This window comes from Massilia putida (genome assembly GCF_001941825.1).
Classification (GTDB): domain Bacteria; phylum Pseudomonadota; class Gammaproteobacteria; order Burkholderiales; family Burkholderiaceae_D; genus Telluria; species Telluria putida.
Window position 1 is genome coordinate 5,935,030 of sequence record NZ_CP019038.1, and the last position, 20,461, is coordinate 5,955,490.

Consider the following 20,461-nt stretch of genomic DNA (forward strand, 5'->3'; position numbering starts at 1 on the left):
AGGTTGTTCGTTCCACGCGGTCCCGAAACGAAAACGGCGCGCCGAGGCGCGCCGTTTTTATGCCGTGGTCAGCCCGTCAGGCCGCCGCTTCCTGGCGCGGCGGCAGCGCGACCTGGTTGTCGACGCTGAACTGGTAATCCTTGAACACGTGTTCCGCCGACAGGATCTGGTAGGTGCCGTCGGACAGCTTGTGCGTCGTGTCCTTGAGGCGGTACGTCGTCGCGCCGCAGGTCCAGCAATTGAAGTTGCGCATATGCGTGCACAGGCAGGTCTTGTCGAACACCTGGATGTTCTTCTGGCCCGGGTTCGCCTGCACTTCGCGGTTGTACGAATTGATGTAGGCGCAATTGCCGGTCGCATCCAGCAAATAGCCGTACGACTCGCAGCCGGGGCGGATGCCCGAGCCGATCGCCGGCGTCTGCTTGAGCATCCGCATCGGATAGCCCGTCGGCGAGACGCCGTTGACGATGATGTCTTCCTCGCTGGCGCGGAAGTATTCCTGCTTGACCGTGTCCGGCAGGCCGCATTCGTGGGTCACGGTGAAGCGGGTCGCCACCTGCACGCCGCCCGCGCCTTTTTCCAGGAACGACACGGCGTCGCTGCCCGTGAAGATGCCGCCGGCCGCGATCAATGGGATGTCGAGCTGCTCGGCCTTCAAGTACGCATGGATCTCGTCCATGATGGTGTGCAGGTCGTAGTCCTTCCAGTCTTCCATGCCGAAGCCCAGGTGGCCGCCGGCCAGCGGCCCTTCGACGATGATATAGTCGGGGTTGCGGTTCAGGCGCGAGACCTTGCGCAGGAACAGTTGCAGCGCACGGACGGACGAGACGATGATGCCCAGCTTGGCGTCGCGGAAGCGGGGATGGTCCTTGATGAGCTCGAACGAGCCCAGGTGCAGGCCGGCCGACATCGTGATGCCGTCGATGCCCGCATCCAGCGCCGCCGACAGACGGGTGCGCAGCGTTTCCTTCGGCGCATTCATCGTCAGCTTTTCCATGCAGTTCACGAAGATGAGGCCATCGCCTTTCTTCGCGGCCATCGTGGCGCCCACGTGCAGACGGGTCGCTTCGGCCAGCCGTTCGAGATCGAACTGGACGACCGACTTGTCCATATTGTTGATGTTGAACTTGTAGAGCTTGGTCTTTTCCTTGACGAAGCTGGTGTCGAATTTGCGGTCCGACACGTCCGGCACCATCGCATCGGAAATGTGGCCGATCCCGCCCAGCCGGGCCGCTTCCAGGGCCAGTTCTGACGTGGAAATGTCCACGCCCATTCCGCCGATCATGATGGGCACGTATTCCTTGTTGCCCAAACGCAGGCGGAAATCATCAACACGTTTCATTGCTATCCTTAGACGACCGGGGACCTCGACCCTGGACTCGACTTGTTGTTATAGGTTGCGCCGGCGACCGGCGTGTTCGCACACCCCGCATTTTACCCCACGCGGGATCGGCCGAGAGGAGCATTTGCCGCACGGTCGTGCGGCTATGCGGCAATGGTGGGGAAGAAACTTAATCGCGGAAGTTGTTGAATTCCAGCGGCAGGTCCTTGACGTCCTTGCGCAGCAGGGCGATGGCTTCCTGCAGCGTGTCGCGGTCCTTGCCCGTCACGCGCACGGTCTCGCCCTGGATCGAGGCCTGCACCTTCATCTTGCTTTCCTTGATGATCTTCGTGATCTTCTTGGCGTCTTCCGTCTCGATGCCGTTGCGCACCTTGAGCACTTGCTTGACCTTGTCGCCGCCGATCTTCTCGATCTTGCCCTCGTCGAGGAAGCGCACGTCGACCTTACGCTTGGTCATCTTGTTCAACAGCACGTCCCGCACCTGGCCGAGCTGGAAGTCGGAATCGCCGAACACGGTGATCTCGCGTTCCTTCTGCTCGACCTTGGCCGAGCTGCCCTTGAAGTCGAAGCGGGTGCCGATTTCCTTGTTGGATTGCTCGACGGCGTTCTTGACTTCGACCATGTCTGCTTCGCAGACGACATCAAACGATGGCATTGTGTTTTTCCTTTTGTCTTGCACGGTGATGAATGCCGATATTGTAACGGAGGGCACGGCGAAAAACCTGCTGCGTGTTGTACCAGCAGCGCAGGCTGCCGTCCGGCGCTGCGCCGCTGCGGCGAACCGGCCGTACTGCCCGTACAGCTGCGCTTCCCGAACCGCATCGCGGCCGCTCGCGACGGTTTTCGGGGTGCCCTGAATAACGCGCGCCCCACTATAATGCGCCAAACATTACCTGCCTCAGCCATGCCAGCCGACCTGCCTTTATCTCTCGACGTTCCCCTCGACGCGTTCAACACCTTCCGCATTCCCGCGCGCGCCAAACGCTATCTGCGGGTGACGGATCCGGCCCAGCTGGCCGTCGTTGCCGGCGATCCCGCGCTGGCCGCGCTGCCGCGCCTCGTGCTCGGCGGGGGCAGCAATCTCTTGATCGCGCACGACGAGGTCGACGCCCTCGTGCTGCATATGGGGTTGCTCGGCAAGGAGATCGTCGGGGAGACGGCGGACGCCATCCTCGTGCGCGCCAGGGCCGGCGAGAACTGGCACGCCTTCGTGGAATGGACCTTGGCCCAGGGCCTGGGCGGCCTGGAGAACATGGCGCTGATCCCGGGCACCGTCGGCGCGTCGCCCATCCAGAACATCGGCGCGTACGGGGCCGAGGTCAAGGACCGTTTTCATTCGCTGACCGTGTTCGATTTCGCCGACGGCTCGACGCGCAACATGGACGCGGCCGCCTGCCGCTTCGCCTACCGCGACAGCGTGTTCAAGCATGCGGAAGGCCGCACCCTCGTCGTGCTGGACGTGACCTTCGCGCTGCCGCGCGCGTGGACACCCAACCTGCGCTACGCGGAACTGGCGCAGGCCGTGCAGGGCATAGCCGCGGCGACGCCGCGCCAGGTCGCGGACGCCGTCATCGCCATCCGCCGCCGCAAGCTGCCTGATCCGGCCGAGATCGGCAACGCCGGCAGCTTCTTCAAGAATCCGGTCGTGCCGCGCGAGCACTGCGCGACGCTGCTGGAAAGCTGGCCCGACCTCGTGCACCACGCGCAGCCGGACGGCAGCGAGAAGCTGGCCGCCGGCTGGCTGATCGACCAGTGCGGCTGGAAAGGCAAAAGCCTGGGACGGGCCGGCGTCTATCCGAAGCAGGCGCTCGTGCTGGTCAACAATGGGGGCGCGACGGGCGCCGAGGTCATGGCGCTCGCGCGCGCGATCCAGGACGACGTCGCGGCCCGCTTCGGCGTGCGCCTTGAGCCGGAGCCCGTGCTGGTCTGACCGTCAGGCTGCCGCGTGCACGCGGTTGCGGCCGCTCCGCTTGGCTTCGTACAGCGCGGCGTCGGCCCACGCGACGAGATCCTCGATGGTCTCGCCGGTGCCGGGCACGATGGCGGCCACGCCCATCGACATCGTGACGAATCCGCAGGGCGCACCCGGATGCGGCAGTGCCAGCTGCTCGAGCCCGGCGCGGCACGCGTCGCCCACGCGCAGGGCACCGGCCAGGTCGGTGTCCGGTAACAGCAGCACGAATTCTTCGCCGCCGTAGCGCGCCGCGAGGTCGGCCGGGCGCTTCAGCTGGCCGGTCAGCACGGCGGCCGTCTTCTTGAGACACAGGTCGCCGGCGGGATGGCCCAGGTGGTCGTTGTACAGCTTGAAGTGGTCGACGTCGCACAGCAGCAGGGCGAGCGGCGAGCCCTGGCGCCGTCCCCGCTGCCATTCCACATGCAAGGCTTCATCGAAACGGCGGCGGTTGGCGATGCCGGTCAGGCCGTCCAGTGCGGCCAGCCGGCGCAATTCTTCGTTCGCGCGCGCCAGTTCTTCCCGGCTCGCGCGCAGCGAGCGCCAGGCCGCGTCGCGCTGCAGGGTGCTGATGTAGCCTTGCGAATGGTGGCGGATGCGCGCCAGGAGTTCCAGCTGGTCGGGCAGCTTGACGAGGTAGTCGTGTGCGCCGATGGCGAACGCGTGCGCCTTCAGCTTCGCTTCCTCGCGCATCGACAGCACGATGACAGGGATGTCGCGCAGGGTGTCGTCGTCCTTGTACGACCGGATCAGCTCGAAGCCGTCGCAACCCTGCATGACGAGGTCCTGCAGGATCACGGTCGGACGGTGCCGCAGGGCGGCGGCGCGGGCCGCATGGGGATCGGTGACGAAATGGAATTCGATGTCGGGATGGCCAGCAAGCATGCGCCGCACGGCTTCGACCACGATGAGCTGGTCGTCGACCAGCAGCACGCGCACGGTATCGTCGGCGTCCCGGGGGGCGAGAGGGATCTGGCTCACTGCGAACATCGGATTAAAGCGTTGACAAGACGGTGTATTGACGTGGGGAGATCATTTTACCCTAATACGGTCGCGATGTTGTCGAGCGGTAAAATTTTTTCTGCGGCGCCCAATTCCGCCGCCGCGCGGGGCATCCCGTACACGGCGCTGCTGGCTTCGTCCTGGGCGATCGTGGCCTGTCCGGCATTGCGCATGGCGAGCAGCCCGGCGGCGCCGTCGCGTCCCATGCCCGTGAGCAGGATGCCGGTGGCGTTGCGGTTCCAGTGCCGCGCCACCGAATGGAAGAACACGTCGATCGACGGCCGGTAGACTTCGTCGCGCGGATGGGCATCATAGACGAGGCGGTGACCGGGCGTCAGGCGCAGGTGGTCATCGCTGGCGGCTACCTGCACGATGCCGCCTTCGACCGTGTCGCCGTCGGCGATCGGCCGGGCGGGGATGCCGGCCTGCTCGCCCAGCCAGCGCGCCAGCTGGGTGGCGAAGGCGGGGTCGATGTGCTGGACGACGACGGCGGCCGTGTCGGACGGTGGGCGCCAGCGCGCCAGCAGCCGCGCCAGCGCGACCGGTCCCCCCGTCGACGCGCCGATCGCGACGAAGCGTGTGATCGCGGCGCCGCCGCCCGGCGCGGGCACTGCCGCCGCGGCGGCCGGCGCCGCGGGTGTCCCCGCGATCAGCTTGGCGATCGTGCGGATCTTCGCAAGCAGGGCGGCCTCGCCCCCCGTGCGGCCCAGCACCACGGGCGTGGCCGTCACGTCGAGCGCGCCGGCGCCGAGCGCGCGGAATACCTGCCCCACATTGTCCTGCGGTGCTGCCGTGACGACGAGGATCGCGCACGGCGCTTCGCGCATGATGCGGCGGGTGGCCTCGACGCCGTCCAGCACCGGCATGGCGAGGTCCATCAGCACGAGGTCGGGCGGCAGGTCGCGGCACAGGCGGACGGCGTCCGCGCCCGTACGGGCCACCCACGCGACCTGGTGCTCGCCGCCCGCCGCCAGTGCGCGGCGCAGCGCTTCGGATGCCGTCGGGCTGTCATTGGCGATGCCTATCCTCATGGCGTTCCTTCTCCGTGGGCCGTGCCGACCAGGTCACGCACGGCGTCGAGCAGGGTGGCGTCGTGGAACGCGCCCTTGGCAAGATAGTAGTCGGCGCCCGCTTCGAGGCCGCGCGCGCGGTCTTCCGGGCGGTCCTTGTACGAGACGATCATCACCGGCACGCGGCGCAGGCGCGGGTCGCGGCGGATGCGCTCGAGGAGGCCGATGCCGTCCAGGCGCGGCATGTCGATGTCGGTGATCACGAGGTCGTAGTCGGCGCCGCGCAGCTGGTTCCAGCCGTCCTCGCCGTCGAGCGCCACGTCGACGTGATAGCCGCGCGCGGCCAGCAGCTTGCGCTGCATCTCGCGCACCGTGAGCGAATCGTCCACGACGAGCACGCGCCGCGTGCCGCCGCTGGCCGCTTGCGCGCCGGGTGCCAGCCGCAGCGCGGCCCCGGCGCCGAGCAGGCGCGCGATGGACTGCAGCAGGTCGGGCACGTCGAGGATCAGCACCGGCGTGCCGTCGTCGAGCAGAGCCGCCGCGGCGATGTCGCGCAGCTTGCCGAACGTCGGCTCGAGCGGCTGCACGGTCAGGCTCTGCTCCCCGCGCACGGCGTCGACGGCGAGTCCGTAGCGTTCGCGTCCCGTGCCGATCACCACCAGCGCCAGGTCCGTCCCGGCGACGGCCTCGCCGAGGCCCAGCACCTGGCCGGCCGCGACGATGCCCAACTGCGCATTCGCCTGCTCGTCCTCGTCGTCGGTCTTGATGTACTGGCGGCCATGCAACGTGAGCACGCTCGCCGCCGGCACGCGCAGCACGCTTTCCACGCGCGCGATCGGCAGCGCATACGCTTCGCCGGCCACGTCCACGACGAGGGCGCGCACGATCGATTGGGTGAGCGGCAGCGTGATCAGGGTACGAAACCCCGCGCCCGGCACGGACTCCGCGCGCACCGTGCCATTCATGCCGCGCACCGTGTCCTGCACGACGTCCAGGCCGACGCCGCGCCCGGACATTTCGTTGGCGCTGTCCTTCAGCGAAAAGGTGGGCAGGAACAGGAATTCCATCAGCTCGGCCCGGGTCAGTACGGGCGCGAACGCGGGTGCCGCGACCTGGCGACGCACGGCGGCCGCGCGGATGCGCTCCGGATCCACGCCGCGGCCGTCGTCCTCGACGACCAGGGACAGCATGCCGCCGCGGTGGCGCGCCTCGAGCCGGATCGTGCCGTGCGCCGGCTTGCCGGCCCCCGTGCGCTCGGCGGGCGGCTCGATGCCGTGGTCGACGGCGTTGCGCAGCAACTGGTTCAGCGGCCCTTCCATGCGCGCGAGCACGGCCCGATCGACGAGCGTGTCGGCGCCCGCGATCTCCACGCGCACGTCCTTGCCGAGACCGCGCGCCAGGTCGCGCACCATGCGGGGCAAGGCGTGCACGCCGTCGGCGAAGCGGCACATGCGCAGCGCCAGCACTTCGTCCGCCATGCGCGCCGACATGGCGAGCGCCCGGCGCTCGTAGGTCTCGGCATCGTCGATCGCGCGGCGCAGGTTCTCGCGCAGCGGCGCGGCTCGTTCGACGACGCGCTGCGCGAGTTCGGCCAGGCGCGCATCGCCCGTCGCGCGGATCGCCTCGTGCAACTGTTCCACCGCCTCGAACACGCCACGCTGGTGGCGTTTGTAGCGCTGCAGGCGGGAGATCCAGGGCCGCAGCTGGCCGGCGTGCAGGCGTGCCTGGCCGGCCAGCGTAAGCAGCTCGTCGCTACCGGCGGGCGGCGACGGCGTGGACGGGCGCGCCGGGGCGGGTGAGGGCGCCGATTCATGGGACTCGGCCGCCGCCGGCACCGGTTCCGCAACCGCGACCGCAACCGGTGCCGGTTCGGTTGCGCCATTCTTGTGCAGATCGCGCAGCGCCGCCAGCATGCGCGACAGGCGGTTGCCATGCGGCTCACGCCCGCCCGGCTCCAACTCCGTCGCCAGCTGCTGCAGCATGTCGACCGCGCCCAGCAGCACGTCGACGCCGCCCGCATCCAAGCGCGCCCGGCCTTCCTGGGCGGCCACCAGCACGTCTTCCACGGCATGCGCGAGGCGCACCGCGGGGTCCAGGCCGACGATCGTGGCCGCGCCCTTGACTGAATGGGCCGCGCGCATCATCGCTTCGAGCACGGACGCGCCGGCCGTATCTTGTTCGAGCTGCAGCAGGCCGTCCGTCAGCACGCGCATCTGCTCGCGCGTCTCCATGCGGAACAGGTCCAGCATCGAGTAGCCGCTCAGGTCTTCGTGATCGATGCTCATCGCAGGAGGGCCTCCAGTTGCGCGCCGAGGCGCGCCGTATCGAGCAGCGCGGCCTCGATGGCATCGTCGGCGACGATGCCGGCGACGAGGGGCGGCGGCGCGTGGTCGACGTTGGCGGCGGGCGGCCGCACGCCGTCTTGCGCATAACGCAGCACGCCGTGGACCTCGTCCACCGGCAGCGCAAAGCGGTGGCCGCCCAGCGCCAGCACGAGCAGGCGCGTGAACGCGTGGCGGCCGGACGGCGGCGGGGCGCCGTCCGTGTCCACGTCCATCAGGCGGGCGAGCGACACGGCCGGCAACAGGCGGCCGCCGACGTTGACGATGCCCAGCAGGGCACCCCGGCTGCGGTGAGGCAGGCGGTGCACGGGCGCCAGCGGCGCCACTTCGGCGGCCAGCGCCATCTGCACCGCCAGCCATTCGCGGCCGACGCGAAACACCATGGCGGCAGCGTCGGTACGGGCGGGCGGCGGTTCGGGACGCGCCAGTTCGCGTGCCCACGCCTCGCGGTAGGCCGCGTCGACGGGACGCTGCAGGTTGCGCTGGGCGGCGCCTGCGTACACGGGGCAGTTGCGGCAATGGACGTGGCGCGCCAGCTCGGGGCAGCTGCGGTCGCCCGCCACGCCGATGCGGCGCCAGCAGGCATCGTCCTTCCACTCCGGGAGAGGCAATTGTTTCATGTGGTCGTGCTCCCGCGGCGGGCGTGGACACGGGCGGCGCGCCGCCGGAAGCCGGCGCCGGCGCTGGCGTCGCCGCGCTGTTCGAGCAGCAAGGCCAGGGCGCACAGGGCCTCATAGTGGTCGGGGTCGAGATAGACGCAGCGCCGCCAGCTGTGCTCCGCGTCCTGCGGCCGGTGCGCGCATTCGGCCGTCAATCCCAGCAGGAACCACGCTTCGGCATCGTCGGCACGCAGCGCCAGCGCGGCGCGGCAGCATTGTTCCGCCTCGGCCAGCCGGCCCGCGTCCGCGTGGCGCTTCGCTTCGGCCAGCAGGTCGCGCGGCGCTGGTGCGCGCGCCGGCACCGCCACCTGCGCGGCCGGACGCGGCACGGCCGGAACGGGGGGCAGCGTCGAGCGCACGGCCGACCGCAAGACGGGCGCGGCGCCGCGGCCCTGCTTGCGCAGCGCCAACGTGTCACGCGGCCCGCCTGGCGCGAAGCCATGGCGGCACAGGGCCGGCGCCTCGGCATGGCCCGCCAGCAGCAGGCCGTCGTCCGCCAGCAGCGCACCGAGGCACGTGGCCGCCCGCGCCTGCGTGGCATCGTCGAAATAGATCAGCAGGTTGCGGCAGATGACGAGGTCGTAAGTGCCTGTCCGGTGCGGATCGACGTCGAACAGGTTTGCCTGTTCGAAGGCGACGTAGGCGCGCGGCACCGCGTCGATCACGCAGGCGTCGCCGTCCTGGGTGAAGAAGCGGACCCGCAGGCCGCGGTCGTCGCCGCGGAACGCGTTGCGCGTGTAGCGGCCGGCACAGGCGCGCGCGATGGCGGCGTGCGACACGTCGAAGGCGTCGATGCGGCACGCATCGGGCGGAACGCCTGCGCGCGCCAGCAGCATGGCCAGCGAATACGGTTCCTCGCCGCCGGCGCAGGGCAGCGACAGCACGCGAACGCACCGCCCCGGCTGCGCCGCCAGGCGCGCCTGCACGAAGCTCAGCGCGGCGTCGAACACGGCGGGGTCGCGCAGGATCCAGGATTCCGGCACCACGACGAGGTCGACGAGGGCGTCGAATTCCGCCGTGCCGGGTTGGGGATCGTAGTCGATCCCTGGGCCGGCATGCCGCATGCGCTCGCGCACCGCCCGTTCGACGGCGGCGACGGACAGGTCCAGGCCGGTGGCGGCGCGCAAGCGGAACGTGAGGTTCATGTTGGGTCCCCCGTACCGAACAGCAGGGATTCGACGTCGGGCGCCAGCAGGCGGTCGGGGTCCAGCAGCTGCAGCATGCCGTCCGCGCCGGGCGCGACCTGGCCGAGCCAGGGCGCGCTTGCCACGCCCGCGTCGACCAGCGGCCCGGCGATGGATGCCACGCCGAGCACGCGCTCGGCCTTGAGGCCCAGGCGGCGCCGACGGCCGCCCGCCCACACCTCGACGAGCAGGATGCGGGTGTCGTAGCGCACGGCGTCGGGCGGCGTGCCGGCCAGGCGCGACAGGTCGATCACGGGCAGCGCTTCGCCGTGCAGGTCGAGCAGGCCGGGCACGAAATGCGGCGCGCCCGGCAGCGCCTTCAGGCGCGCCACGGGCAGCACGCGCAGCACGGCCGCAAGGGGCAGTGCGTAGCGTTCGCCGCCGATGTGGAACACCATCGCTTTCATGGCCGGGCTTACTGGCTGACGGAGAAGTTGGCGACCGACTGCTGCAGGTCCGTGGCCGCGTACTGCAACTGGTACACGGCCTCGCTCGTGGCCTTGAGCGAATCCACGGTCTGCTGGCTGGCGTCGGACAGCTGCGTCATCGTCTCTGTGATCTGCGAGGCGCCCACGGCCTGCGACTGCATCCCCTGCAGCACCAGGTCGAAGCGGGGCGCCAGCTTGGCCACCTGATCCGTCATGCTGGAGAGCTGTTCGGCCACGTGGCGCGCCTCGTCCACGCTGCGGCGTATATCCTCGGTAAATTTGTCCATGCCCATGACGCTGGCCGACACGGCGGACTGCATCTCCTTCAGCATCTGTTCGATGTCCCAGGTCGACACGGACGTCTGGTCGGCCAGGCGCCGGATCTCGCTGGCGACGACGGCAAAACCGCGTCCCGCCTCGCCGGCCTTCTCGGCCTCGATCGCAGCGTTCAGCGACAAGATGTTGGTCTGGTCCGCCACCTTGGTGATGGTCGTGAGCACGCCGTTGATGTTGCTGGCCTTTTCCGACAGCGTCGCGAGCTTGGCGCTGATCGCATCGGTGGCCGCGACCATCTGCTGCATCGACTGGTCCATGCGCCGGAGGTTGTTCTGCGCCTCGGCCGTGGCGGCCGTCGTGTAGTCGGCGACCTCGCCCGCTTCCTCGATCGTGCGCAGCAGCTGCGACGTGTTTGCCGAGATTTCCCGCGTCGTCGACAGCACCTCGACGCTCGTCTGCGCCTGTTCGATGCCCGTCGCCTCCTGCTGGCGGGCGGAGGCGGCGATCTGGGTGGCCGACGTGGTGACCTGGATGCCGGCCCGCTGCACGTTGTTCAGGAGGCTGCGCAGGTTGTCGAACATGGTGGACAGGCCTTCGCCCAGGCGGCCGATGGCATCGCTGCCCGCGATGCCGATCGTGCCCGTCAGGTCGCCGCGCGCGGCCTTCGAGACGACTTCCAGCAGCGCATCGACCTTGGCGCGCAGCGTGTTCGTCGCCGCCATTTCCTTGGCCTGGCTGTCCTCGATGGACTGGGCCATGCGGTTGAATTCCAGCGCCACCTGGCCCAGCTCGTCGCGCGACAGGACCTCGGCGCGGGCGCCGTGCGCGCCGCCGGCAAGCTCGCCGGCCGCCCGCATCAGACTGTCCAGCGGGCGCGAGATGGCGCGCACGAGCAGCGTGGCGATGAGCGCCGCCAGCAGTACGCACACGACGCCGCCCGCGGTCAGCAGCGAATTCATCATCTGGCGCAGGGTGTCGGTGTCTTTCTGGCGCTGGACCAGCAGGCGGTTTTCCTCGGCTTCGATGTCGTCCAGCAGGTCGCGCATGGTGGCCACGGAACTCGTGCCGGCCAATACCACGGCCTCGATTTTTGGTGACATCGTCATCGTGCCCGCCGGGGCCGCGCCGCGGCGCTGTTCGACCTGCGGCATGATCGCCTGGTCCATCCACGTGGAGAGCAATGTGTCGAGCCGGCGCAGGCGCTCTTGCTGCTGGCCGTTGTCGACGGTAAGCGCCTGGGCGCGCTTCAGGTGGGAGCGTGCCGTCGCGTATTCGTTGCGGATCGGCGCGACGAGGGTCTCGTTGCCCGTCAGTAGGTAGCCGCGCGTGGAGGACTGGACCTGCAGCACCGACGTGGAGATGTGGTCGACCTCCAGCAGCACCTCCAGCGTATGGCGGTTCCACTGGTTGGCCTCGGACAGGCGGGCGAAATTGTTATACGCGAGGATCAAGAGGAGCAGGATGATCGCGACGATGGCGCCGAAGCCCGCGATCAGTTTGTTCCTGATGGTCAGATTGTGAAACATGCGCTCTCCAGTAAGTAAGGCTGGCCGGAAATTTCCGGTGCAGTGATGCACGCCGTGCCCGCCGAGGCCGGCTTATTCAGGATAACGCGGCCAAGCCGTGGCGTGCGCGCGCATGCCGGCACTTGTCGTCGCCGATCTGCACTTCGCGGCAAGGTTCGGGCCGCTGTTCGTAGACGCGGCACGCATATCGGCCGCCGGGCTCGCCTTGCAGGGCGGCGCAGCGGGGCATATTCGCATTCGTGCCCGCCATGCAAGCCAGGTGCGCGTTCACCCGCTCCGTGAGGGCAGGCGGCAGGCCGCGCGCATCGCCGTCGGCCCAGTAGAAGGAGACGCGGTAAGTCATGCAGCAGGCGCCGCACGACAGGCAGGGATTCTCGCTGTAGTCGCTCATGGTGTCCGGCAAACGAAACGCGATGGTAGCGCGGCGGCGTCCCGCTGAAAAGATGGCCATCATGAAAAAACCGCCAGTCCTCGCGGACCGGCGGCTCCTTGTATGGCCGTCCGGGCCGGATGTTACTGCCCGCGCTTCTTGCGCGCGTTCGCCGCGATACGCATGCGCAGCGCGTTCAGCTTGATGAAGCCGCCCGCATCCGCCTGGTTGTACGCGCCGCCGTCTTCGTCGAACGTGGCAATGGTCTGGTCGAACAGCGAATCCGTCTTCGAATCGCGCGCGACGACGATGACGTTGCCCTTGTACAACTTGACGCGCACCCAGCCGTTGACGCTCTTCTGCGTGTGGTCGATCAGCGTCTGCAGCGCGACGCGTTCCGGCGCCCACCAGTAGCCGTTATAGATCAGCGACGCGTAGCGCGGCATCAGGTCGTCCTTCAGGTGCGCCACTTCGCGGTCCAGGGTGATCGATTCGATGGCGCGGTGCGCCTTCAGCATGATTGTGCCGCCCGGCGTTTCATAGCAGCCGCGCGACTTCATGCCGACGTAGCGGTTTTCCACCAGGTCCAGGCGGCCGATGCCGTGCTTGCCGCCCAGGCGGTTCAGCTCGGTCAGCACCGCGGCCGGGGTCAGCTGCTTGCCGTTGAGGCCGACGATGTCGCCGTGCTGGAACTCGATGTCCAGGTATTCCGGCTGGTCAGGTGCCGCTTCCGGCGACACGGTCCAGCGCCACATCGATTCCTCGGCTTCCGCGCTCGGGTTTTCCAGGTGGCGGCCTTCGAACGAGATGTGCAGCAGGTTCGCGTCCATCGAGTACGGCGCGCCGCCGTTCTTGTGCTTCATGTCGATCTCGATGCCGGCGTCTTCCGCGTACTTCAGCAGCTTTTCACGCGACAGCAGGTCCCACTCGCGCCACGGGGCGATGATCTTGACGTCCGGCTTCAGCGCGTAGGCGCCCAGCTCGAAGCGGACCTGGTCGTTGCCCTTGCCGGTCGCGCCGTGCGACACGGCGTCGGCGCCGGTTTCGTTCGCGATCTCGATGAGGCGCTTGGCGATCAGCGGACGCGCGATCGACGTGCCCAGCAGGTATTCGCCTTCGTAGACGGTGTTGGCGCGGAACATCGGGAACACGAAGTCGCGCACGAATTCTTCGCGCACGTCGTCGATGTAGATGTTGTCCGGCTTGATGCCGAACTTCAGCGCCTTGGCGCGTGCCGGCTCCAGCTCTTCACCCTGGCCCAGGTCGGCGGTGAAGGTGACGATTTCGCACTTGTAGTTATCCTGCAGCCATTTCAGGATGACGGAGGTATCGAGGCCGCCCGAGTAGGCGAGGACTACTTTTTTAATGTCGCTCATGGAAGTTCCAGTGGTGTCAGATGTGGAGGGGGATGATGGTCAGCCGGCCCGGCCCGGGCCGACGATCAAGCTCAATGGTTGGTGAGGATTTATTTGCCTTCGATGCGTCCGAGCAGCAGGTATTCGATCAGCGCCTTTTGCACGTGCAGGCGGTTCTCGGCCTCATCCCAGACGACGGATTGCGGACCGTCGATGACGCCCGCCGACACTTCCTCGCCGCGGTGCGCGGGCAGGCAGTGCATGAACAGGGCGTCGCCGCTGGCGCGCGCCATCTTCGCCTCGTCGACGATGAAGCCGTCGAACGCTTTCAGGCGCTCGGCGTTTTCCTTTTCGTAGCCCATGCTCGTCCACACGTCCGTGTTCACGAGATGCGCGCCGGCGCACGCGTCCGACGGGTTCTCGAAGAAGGTGTAGTTCTTCGTCGTGACCAGGGCCGGGTCGATGTCGTAGCCCTTCGGTGTCGACACGTTCAGGTGGAAGCCGAACACTTCCGCCGCCTGCAGCCAGGAATACAGCATGTTGTTGGCGTCGCCGATCCAGGCCACCGTCTTGCCGACGATGGAGCCGCGGTGCTCGTAGTACGTGAAGATGTCGGCCAGCACCTGGCACGGGTGGTGTTCATTGGTCAGGCCGTTGATCACCGGCACGCGCGAGTGCGCGGCGAAGCGCTCGATGATGTCCTGGCCGAACGTGCGCACCATGATGATGTCGCACATGCGCGACATGACCTGGCCGGCGTCCTCGACGGGCTCGCCGCGGCCCAGCTGGCTGTCGCGCGTGTTCAGGTAGATCGCGGCGCCGCCCAGCTGGTGCATGCCCGCCTCGAACGACAGGCGCGTGCGCGTGGAATTCTTTTCGAACACCATGACGAGCGTGCGGTCGACGAGCGGATGGTAGATCTCGTAGTTCTTGAACTTGCGCTTGATGACGGTCGCGCGCTCGATCAGGTACTCGAACTCGTCGCGGGTGAAGTCGGAGAACTGCAGGAAGTGCTTGATGTTGGTGGGAGTCGTGCCAGCCATTTTTGTGTCTGAGATACGATAATCTCTTGGATTATAAGCGTTTTTGTTTATCTTCCGGGAAATTCGGACGCACCGACGCCGGAAAAGTTGTCAGTACAACGTCTGCGCCGACTCGTGCAGCAGCTGGGCGTACAGCTCGTGGCGCAGCTTCGCGATCTTGCCGTCCGCGACGGCTTGCAGCACGGCGCACTGCGGTTCGGCCAGGTGGCGGCAGTTGTAGTATTTGCAACCGCCGAGGTAGGGCTTGAACTCGACGAAGGCGCGTTCCAGCATGCCTTCGGTCAGGTGGTACAGCCCGAATTCCTGGAAGCCCGGCGAGTCGATCAGCGTTCCGCCGCCCGGCAGCTTGTACAGGCGCGTAAAAGTCGTCGTGTGCTTGCCCGTATCCAGCGCTTCCGAGATTTCGCGCACGGCGATGTCGGCGTCCGGCACCAGCAGGTTCACGAGCGACGATTTGCCCATGCCCGACTGGCCGATCAGGATCGACGATTGGTCGCGCAGCAGCGGCGTCAAGGTCGCGACGGTTTCCTCGGGATGCGTCTTCGCCGACACCTCGTGCAGCGGATACCCCAGGTTCGTGTACAGGCTCGCGCGTTCGCGCGCACGGGTGAGGTTGGGCTCGAGGTCGACCTTGTTCAGGATGAGGTGGGCGTCCACGCCCGCCGCCTCGCAGGCGACGAGGGCGCGCGACACGAGGTCGTCGGCGAAGCTGGGCTCCGTCGCGATGACGATGAACAGCCGCGTGATGTTCGAGGCCAGGAGCTTGCTCTTGTACTGGTCGGAGCGGTACAGCAGGGTCGTGCGCTCGGCGATCTTTTCGATCACGGCCTGGTCGTTCGACGTGCGCTTCAGGTGGACGATGTCGCCCACCGCGACGTTGGTCTTCTTGCCGCGCGTGACGCACTGGAGGAATTCGCCGTCGACGTCGGCCAGGTAATGACGGCCGTGGGCGGCCACGATGGTGCCCGTCAACTCATTGTTCTTATTTTGTTTGCTCATGCGCCGGCCCGTCCCGCGTACAGCGCGTCCGCCTTGGCTGCGCAAATGAAATCGTTGGCGGACAGGCGGTTGCCGGCCGAGTGGGTCGTCCACGACGCGGTGCAGCGCCGGTAGCCGACGGCGAGGTCAGGGTGGTGGTCTTCGCGGTGGATCATGAAGGCGAGGGCGTTCACGAATTCCATCGTCTCGTGAAAATCGCGGAACACGAATGCGCGTTCGATGCGCGTGCCGTTCACGCGCCAGTCCGGCACCTCGGTCAGCAGCGACTGGATCGCGGCATCGTCCAGCGCGGGCGCGTCGTGCACGCAGTGGCGGTCGATCAGGCTCATGCCGCCCCCGCCAGACGCAGTTGGCGGATGCGCACCGAGGCCGGCGGGTGCGAATCGTAGAACGCGGAGTGGATCGGGTCCGGCGTCAGGGTCGACGCATTGTCTTCGTACATCTTGACGAGGGCGGAGACGAGGTCGCGCGCGTCGCTGTGGCTCGCGGCGAAGGCGTCCGCTTCGAACTCGTGCTTGCGCGACGTGATCGACGTGAGCGGCGAGAACGGGAACGTGAACACCGGCAGCACCAGCGAGAACAGCAGCAGGGCCATCGCATCGTTCGACTGGCCCAGCAGCGGCAGCACGCCGAGGCCCGTGTAGAACCACACCTGCGTCTTGAGCCAGCCCAGCAGGGCGAGGAAGGCGAGCGACAGCGCGAACAGCACGGCGATGCGCTTGATGATGTGCTTCAGCTTGAAGTGGCCCAGTTCGTGCGCCAGCACGGCTTCGATCTCGGCCGGGGCCAGGCGCGACAGCAGGGTGTCGAAGAAGACGATGCGTTTATTCGCACCGAAGCCCGAGAAATACGCGTTGCCGTGGGCGGAGCGCTTGCTGCCGTCCATCACGAACAGGCCCTTGGCCGCGAAGCCGACGCGCGTCATCAGGCCTTCGATGCGGTCCTTCAGCTTCTCGTCCGTGAGCGGGGTGAACTTGTTGAACAGCGGGGCGATGACGGTCGGGTACAACACCATCATCAACAGCTGGAATCCGCTCCACACGAGCCAGGCATACAGCCACCACAGGGCGCCCGTTTTATCCATGAGCGTCAGCACGACCCACAGCAGCGGCAGGCCGATGACGGCGCCCACGAGAGCGCCCTTGACGGCGTCGGCGATCCACAGCTTGAGCGTCATCTTGTTGAAGCCGAAGCGCTCCTCCAGCACGAACTGGCGGTAGTACGAGAACGGCAGGTCGAGCGCACCGGAGACCACGGCGAACGCGACGATCAGCAGGATCTGGTGCACCATACCGGGGCCGGTCACGTGCAGCAGTGCCGTCGACAACGCCTGCAATCCGCCCAGCAGCGTGAAGCCGGTCAGGACGAGCGTGTTCCACAGCGCGGCCCACAGGCCGAAACGGGTCTTCGCGACCGTGTAGTCGGCCGCCTTCTGGTGCGCGGACAGGGGAATCTTTTCGGCGAATTCGGCCGGCACCTGGGCGCGGTGCCGCTGGACGTGGCGGATGTGCCGGCTGGCCAGCCAGTAACGCAGGCCGAGGGTCAGCAGGAGAAAGACGACGAACAAAACCGAAAACGCGGATGAAAGCATGCGGTGCCTGTGAGAAAATCCTATATTTCGGGGTCAGAGCACGGTTTTCATGGTTGTGCTCTGACCCCGCAGATCAAATTCGGGGTCGGAGCACGGTTTTACGGTCGTGCTTTGAGCCCGGCAGATCAAATTCGGGATCGGAGCACGAACCTTACGGTCGTGCTCCGATCCCGCTGATTAAGCTTTTACAGCAAAGAGAGAATTATGTCACAAGCCAACCCCACCGAAGCATCCGCCCCACGCCCGAACGAATTCAACCTGGTCTGGATCGACATGGAAATGACCGGCCTCGATCCGGACAACGACCGCATCATCGAAGTGGCCGCGGTCGTCACGGACGCCAACCTGAACGTGCTGGCCGAAGGTCCCGTGATCGCCGTGCACCAGAGCGACGCGACCTTGGACAAGATGGATGCCTGGAACAAGGGCACGCACGGCCGCTCGGGCCTGATCGACCGCGTCAAGGCGTCGACCATCGACGAAGCCCAGGCCGAGGAGCAACTGATCGCCTTCCTGAAACAGTGGGTGCCGGCCAATAAATCGCCGATGTGCGGCAACTCGATCTGCCAGGACCGCCGCTTCATGGCGCGCGGCATGCCCAAGCTGGAAGCCTTCTTCCACTACCGCAACCTGGACGTGTCGACGCTGAAGGAGCTGTGCCGCCGCTGGAAGCCGGAACTGGCATCCGGCTTCAAGAAGGCGCAGAAGCACACGGCGCTGGCCGACATCATCGAATCCATCGAAGAGCTGCGCTACTACCGCGAGCATTTCATTAAACTGTAAAGCGGCCTGCCGGACCCGGACACGAAGTTGCAATCGTGCATGGGGTTGCCGCGAAGGTATGCGAGAATCGGGCCATGGCTGACATTCTGCGTACCACCGCCGGGCTCGGCGGAGAGAGCGAAGTCCGGCGTCTCTTGCGGGAGCACGACTGGACCACGTCGCCGCTCGGTCCGCCGGACGGCTGGCCGCCCGAACTGGCCACCGCCGTGTCGATGGCCTTCAGTTCCGCGTTCCCGATGTTCATCGCCTGGGGACCGGACCTGCGCTTCCTGTACAACGACGCCTACATCGCCATCCTCGGCGACAAGCATCCGGCCGCGTTCGGCGCGCCGTTCCAGCAAGTGTGGGCCGAGATCTGGCCCGAGCTCGTGCCGATCGTCGACCGCGCGCTGTCGAACAAATCCGCGTATTTCGAAGACCTGCCGTTCACGATGGAGCGCCGCGGTTTTCGCGAGCCCACCTGGTTCACGTTTTCGTATTCCCCGCTGCATGACGGCCACGGCCGCGTCGCCGGCGTGTATTGCACCGTCATCGAAACGACGAACCGCGTGCAGGCCGAGCGCCGCGCCGCGTTCGAACTGACGCTGGCGGACGCGCTGCGCCCGCCCGCCTCCGGCGACGACGCGATCCGCAAGGGCTGCACGTTGCTGGGACTCGAACTCGGCATGGCGCGCGTGCTGTACGGCGAGGTCGACGAGGGCCTGGGCACCTTGTCCGTGGCGCGCGACTGGAGCCGGCCCGGCGTCGCCAGCGTGGCCGGCCACACGTTTTCCATCGAGGCCTTCGGTCCCGAACTGGGGCGCGCGGGCCGCGCCGGCGCGATCCTCGCCTTGGCCGACGTGCGCGCCGACCCGCGCTCGGCCGCCCGCCAGGGCACGTATCTGGCGCTGGGCATCCACGCCTGCCTGGCCGTCCCGCTGCGCAAAGGCGGGCACCTGCACGCCTTCCTCGTGCTGGGCCTCGACCGGCCGCATCCCTGGACCGGGGCGGAAGAAGCGCTGGCGCGCGGCACGGCCGAGCGCATCCGCGCGGCCGTCGACCTGGCGCGCGTGCAGGCGACGCTGCGCGAGGAGCGCGACCGCAGCCGCACGATCATCGACACCATCGCGGAAGGTTTCATGCTGCTCGACCGCGACTGGACCGTGCTGCAGATGAATCCGGCCGGCCAGCGCATCGCGCACCTGGATCCCGACGACATCATCGGGCGCAACCATTGGGACATCTGGCCGGAAGCGATCGACAGCGAGGCCGGGCGCATGTACCGCCGCGTGATGCGCGACCGCGTGGCCGGTACGGCGGAGTACCGCCAGCGGTTGCCGGACGGCGTCGAGATCTGGTGCGAGGTGCGCGCCTATCCCACGGCCGACGGCGGTCTCGTCTCGTTCTTCCGCGACATCACGGAGCGCAGGGCGGCCGAGGACAAGCTGCGCGCGGCCGACCGCCGCAAGGACGAATTCCTCGCGATGCTGGCACACGAATTGCGCAACCCGCTGGCGCCGATCAGCGCCGCCGCCGACCTCCTGCGCATCGGCCGCCTGGACGAGGCGCGGGTGCGCCAGAGCAGCGCCATCATCGGCCGTCAGGTGCGGCACATGACGAGTCTCGTGGACGACCTGCTCGACGTCTCGCGCGTCACGCGCGGGCTGGTGAAGCTCGCGCGCGCGCCCGTGGCGGCGCGCACCATCGTCGACGAGGCGATCGAGCAGGTCCGCCCCATGTTCGAGGCGCGCCGCCAGCACCTCGCCGTCCACATCGCCGATCCGGACGCATTGGTCCTCGGCGACAAGGCGCGCCTCGTGCAGGTGCTCGCGAACCTGCTCAACAACGCGGCCAAGTACACGCCGGAAGACCGCCGCATCGACGTCGCGGCCACGGTCGACGCGGCGGCCGTCGCTACGGCGCGCGGCCGCCTGCATCTGACGGTGCGCGACGAGGGCATCGGCATGGAGCCGGAACTGACGGGCCAGGTGTTCGACCTGTTCACGCAGGCGCAGCGCTCGGTCGACCGCGCGCAGGGTGGCCTGGGGCTCGGGCTCGCGCTCGTCAAGAATCTCGTCGAGCTGCACGGCGGCACGGTCGCGTGCACGAGTCCGGGCCTGGGGCAGGGCAGTACGTTCGAGGTGGCGCTGCCGCTGATGGAACCGGCGCCGCGGCAGTCGTCATCCGGGGACTACGCCGGCACGGGCGGCGTGGTGGCCGGCGGACGGCGTCCGCTGCGCGTGCTCGTGGTGGACGACAACGTCGACGCCGCGGCCACGCTGGGCATGCTGCTGGAAGCGTGCGGCTACCTGGTCGACGTCGAACACGATTCGCACCGGGCGCTCGAGCGCGCGCGCCACCAGCGGCCGGATGTGGCGCTGCTGGACATCGGCCTGCCGGACATGGACGGCAACGAACTCGCGCGCCGTCTGCGCGCGGATGCGCAGACGGGGGCGATCGTGCTGGTGGCCGTCACGGGCTACGGTCAGGAACAGGACCGCCGCGCGGCGTTCGAGGCGGGGTTCGATCACCACCTCGTGAAGCCCGTCGACATGGACGAGCTGGCGGGGTTGCTGGCGGGGATCGAGGCGCAGCGGGACTGACAAATGTCCCGTCATCCC

General features: G+C 67.8%; 18 protein-coding genes. 3 read left to right on the top strand and 15 right to left on the bottom strand.

From position 1 onward, the window contains the following. Positions 1-76 precede the first annotated feature (76 nt). Both BVG12_RS28630 and BVG12_RS28635 read right to left on the bottom strand, forming a co-directional pair. Complete coding sequence (locus tag BVG12_RS28630; protein ID WP_075795366.1) at positions 77-1,342, bottom strand: nitronate monooxygenase; 1,266 nt, start codon at positions 1,340-1,342, stop codon at positions 77-79. Positions 1,343-1,511: 169 nt separating this feature from the next. Beyond that, positions 1,512-1,997, bottom strand: a complete 486-nt coding sequence (locus tag BVG12_RS28635; protein WP_075795367.1) for a YajQ family cyclic di-GMP-binding protein — start codon at positions 1,995-1,997, stop codon at positions 1,512-1,514. Positions 1,998-2,246: 249 nt separating this feature from the next. Between BVG12_RS28635 and murB the strand changes: the two genes are divergently transcribed. Beyond that, positions 2,247-3,272, top strand: a complete 1,026-nt coding sequence (gene murB, locus BVG12_RS28640) for a UDP-N-acetylmuramate dehydrogenase (RefSeq protein WP_075795368.1) — start codon at positions 2,247-2,249, stop codon at positions 3,270-3,272. 3 nt (positions 3,273-3,275) lie between these two features. Here murB and BVG12_RS28645 read toward each other — a convergent pair whose 3' ends face one another. From BVG12_RS28645 to BVG12_RS28705, 13 genes are all read right to left on the bottom strand, one after another. Beyond that, the gene (locus tag BVG12_RS28645) at positions 3,276-4,283 is read right to left on the bottom strand and encodes a GGDEF domain-containing response regulator (RefSeq protein ID WP_075795369.1); all 1,008 of its coding nucleotides are present in this window, start codon (positions 4,281-4,283) and stop codon (positions 3,276-3,278) included. A 47-nt stretch (positions 4,284-4,330) separates the two neighbouring features. Next, positions 4,331-5,326: a chemotaxis-specific protein-glutamate methyltransferase CheB gene (cheB, locus tag BVG12_RS28650; protein WP_075795370.1), complete on the bottom strand. Its 996-nt coding sequence runs from the start codon at positions 5,324-5,326 to the stop codon at positions 4,331-4,333. Beyond that, positions 5,323-7,590, bottom strand: coding sequence for a hybrid sensor histidine kinase/response regulator (locus tag BVG12_RS28655; RefSeq protein WP_075795371.1), 2,268 nt, complete (start codon positions 7,588-7,590; stop codon positions 5,323-5,325). Before BVG12_RS28655 ends, cheB begins: the two co-directional genes overlap by 4 nt. Next, on the bottom strand, positions 7,587-8,267 hold the full coding sequence (locus BVG12_RS28660) for a chemotaxis protein CheW (protein WP_075795372.1): 681 nt from the start codon (positions 8,265-8,267) through the stop codon (positions 7,587-7,589). The genes BVG12_RS28655 and BVG12_RS28660 overlap by 4 nt, the downstream gene beginning before the upstream one ends. After that, positions 8,264-9,451 carry a CheR family methyltransferase gene (locus BVG12_RS28665; protein WP_075795373.1) on the bottom strand — a complete coding sequence of 396 codons (1,188 nt, stop codon included), beginning with the start codon at positions 9,449-9,451 and terminating at the stop codon, positions 8,264-8,266. The genes BVG12_RS28660 and BVG12_RS28665 overlap by 4 nt, the downstream gene beginning before the upstream one ends. Further along, positions 9,448-9,897, bottom strand: coding sequence for a chemotaxis protein CheW (locus BVG12_RS28670; protein WP_075795374.1), 450 nt, complete (start codon positions 9,895-9,897; stop codon positions 9,448-9,450). The genes BVG12_RS28665 and BVG12_RS28670 overlap by 4 nt, the downstream gene beginning before the upstream one ends. An 8-nt stretch (positions 9,898-9,905) precedes the next feature. Continuing rightward, a complete protein-coding gene (locus BVG12_RS28675; RefSeq protein WP_075795375.1) occupies positions 9,906-11,720 on the bottom strand; it encodes a methyl-accepting chemotaxis protein in 1,815 nt (604 codons plus the stop codon). A 76-nt stretch (positions 11,721-11,796) separates the two neighbouring features. Next, positions 11,797-12,111: a YkgJ family cysteine cluster protein gene (locus BVG12_RS28680; RefSeq protein WP_075796622.1), complete on the bottom strand. Its 315-nt coding sequence runs from the start codon at positions 12,109-12,111 to the stop codon at positions 11,797-11,799. Between the two features lie 122 nt (positions 12,112-12,233). Then, positions 12,234-13,466: an argininosuccinate synthase gene (locus BVG12_RS28685; RefSeq protein ID WP_075795376.1), complete on the bottom strand. Its 1,233-nt coding sequence runs from the start codon at positions 13,464-13,466 to the stop codon at positions 12,234-12,236. Between the two features lie 89 nt (positions 13,467-13,555). Further along, on the bottom strand, positions 13,556-14,488 hold the full coding sequence (gene argF, locus BVG12_RS28690) for an ornithine carbamoyltransferase (protein WP_075795377.1): 933 nt from the start codon (positions 14,486-14,488) through the stop codon (positions 13,556-13,558). Between the two features lie 90 nt (positions 14,489-14,578). Further along, positions 14,579-15,487: a ribosome small subunit-dependent GTPase A gene (gene rsgA, locus BVG12_RS28695; RefSeq protein WP_075795378.1), complete on the bottom strand. Its 909-nt coding sequence runs from the start codon at positions 15,485-15,487 to the stop codon at positions 14,579-14,581. Next, a complete protein-coding gene (locus tag BVG12_RS28700) occupies positions 15,484-15,816 on the bottom strand; it encodes a 4a-hydroxytetrahydrobiopterin dehydratase (protein ID WP_075795379.1) in 333 nt (110 codons plus the stop codon). Before BVG12_RS28700 ends, rsgA begins: the two co-directional genes overlap by 4 nt. Next, on the bottom strand, positions 15,813-17,078 hold the full coding sequence (locus tag BVG12_RS28705; RefSeq protein WP_075795380.1) for a M48 family metallopeptidase: 1,266 nt from the start codon (positions 17,076-17,078) through the stop codon (positions 15,813-15,815). The genes BVG12_RS28700 and BVG12_RS28705 overlap by 4 nt, the downstream gene beginning before the upstream one ends. Positions 17,079-17,282: 204 nt before the next feature. Between BVG12_RS28705 and orn the strand changes: the two genes are divergently transcribed. Together orn and BVG12_RS28715 are read left to right on the top strand one after the other, a co-directional pair. Next, complete coding sequence (gene orn, locus BVG12_RS28710; protein WP_075795381.1) at positions 17,283-17,861, top strand: oligoribonuclease; 579 nt, start codon at positions 17,283-17,285, stop codon at positions 17,859-17,861. 74 nt (positions 17,862-17,935) lie between these two features. Beyond that, the gene (locus tag BVG12_RS28715) at positions 17,936-20,443 is read left to right on the top strand and encodes a PAS domain-containing protein (RefSeq protein ID WP_075795382.1); all 2,508 of its coding nucleotides are present in this window, start codon (positions 17,936-17,938) and stop codon (positions 20,441-20,443) included. Positions 20,444-20,461 lie beyond the last annotated feature (18 nt).

Bases quoted from the DNA above. Each gene is read 5' to 3' on its own strand.
- BVG12_RS28705 (WP_075795380.1), bottom strand. From the start codon at position 17,078: ATGCTTTCATCCGCGTTTTCGGTTTTGTTCGTCGTCTTTCTCCTGCTG.
- orn (WP_075795381.1), top strand. From the start codon at position 17,283: ATGTCACAAGCCAACCCCACCGAAGCATCCGCCCCACGCCCGAACGAA.
- BVG12_RS28680 (WP_075796622.1), bottom strand. From the start codon at position 12,111: ATGAGCGACTACAGCGAGAATCCCTGCCTGTCGTGCGGCGCCTGCTGC.
- murB (WP_075795368.1), top strand. From the start codon at position 2,247: ATGCCAGCCGACCTGCCTTTATCTCTCGACGTTCCCCTCGACGCGTTC.
- BVG12_RS28685 (WP_075795376.1), bottom strand. From the start codon at position 13,466: ATGAGCGACATTAAAAAAGTAGTCCTCGCCTACTCGGGCGGCCTCGAT.
- BVG12_RS28630 (WP_075795366.1), bottom strand. From the start codon at position 1,342: ATGAAACGTGTTGATGATTTCCGCCTGCGTTTGGGCAACAAGGAATAC.
- BVG12_RS28660 (WP_075795372.1), bottom strand. From the start codon at position 8,267: ATGAAACAATTGCCTCTCCCGGAGTGGAAGGACGATGCCTGCTGGCGC.
- BVG12_RS28670 (WP_075795374.1), bottom strand. From the start codon at position 9,897: ATGAAAGCGATGGTGTTCCACATCGGCGGCGAACGCTACGCACTGCCC.
- BVG12_RS28675 (WP_075795375.1), bottom strand. From the start codon at position 11,720: ATGTTTCACAATCTGACCATCAGGAACAAACTGATCGCGGGCTTCGGC.
- BVG12_RS28635 (WP_075795367.1), bottom strand. From the start codon at position 1,997: ATGCCATCGTTTGATGTCGTCTGCGAAGCAGACATGGTCGAAGTCAAG.
- BVG12_RS28715 (WP_075795382.1), top strand. From the start codon at position 17,936: ATGGCTGACATTCTGCGTACCACCGCCGGGCTCGGCGGAGAGAGCGAA.
- BVG12_RS28665 (WP_075795373.1), bottom strand. From the start codon at position 9,451: ATGAACCTCACGTTCCGCTTGCGCGCCGCCACCGGCCTGGACCTGTCC.
- BVG12_RS28645 (WP_075795369.1), bottom strand. From the start codon at position 4,283: ATGTTCGCAGTGAGCCAGATCCCTCTCGCCCCCCGGGACGCCGACGAT.
- BVG12_RS28700 (WP_075795379.1), bottom strand. From the start codon at position 15,816: ATGAGCCTGATCGACCGCCACTGCGTGCACGACGCGCCCGCGCTGGAC.
- rsgA (WP_075795378.1), bottom strand. From the start codon at position 15,487: ATGAGCAAACAAAATAAGAACAATGAGTTGACGGGCACCATCGTGGCC.
- BVG12_RS28655 (WP_075795371.1), bottom strand. From the start codon at position 7,590: ATGAGCATCGATCACGAAGACCTGAGCGGCTACTCGATGCTGGACCTG.
- argF (WP_075795377.1), bottom strand. From the start codon at position 14,488: ATGGCTGGCACGACTCCCACCAACATCAAGCACTTCCTGCAGTTCTCC.
- cheB (WP_075795370.1), bottom strand. From the start codon at position 5,326: ATGAGGATAGGCATCGCCAATGACAGCCCGACGGCATCCGAAGCGCTG.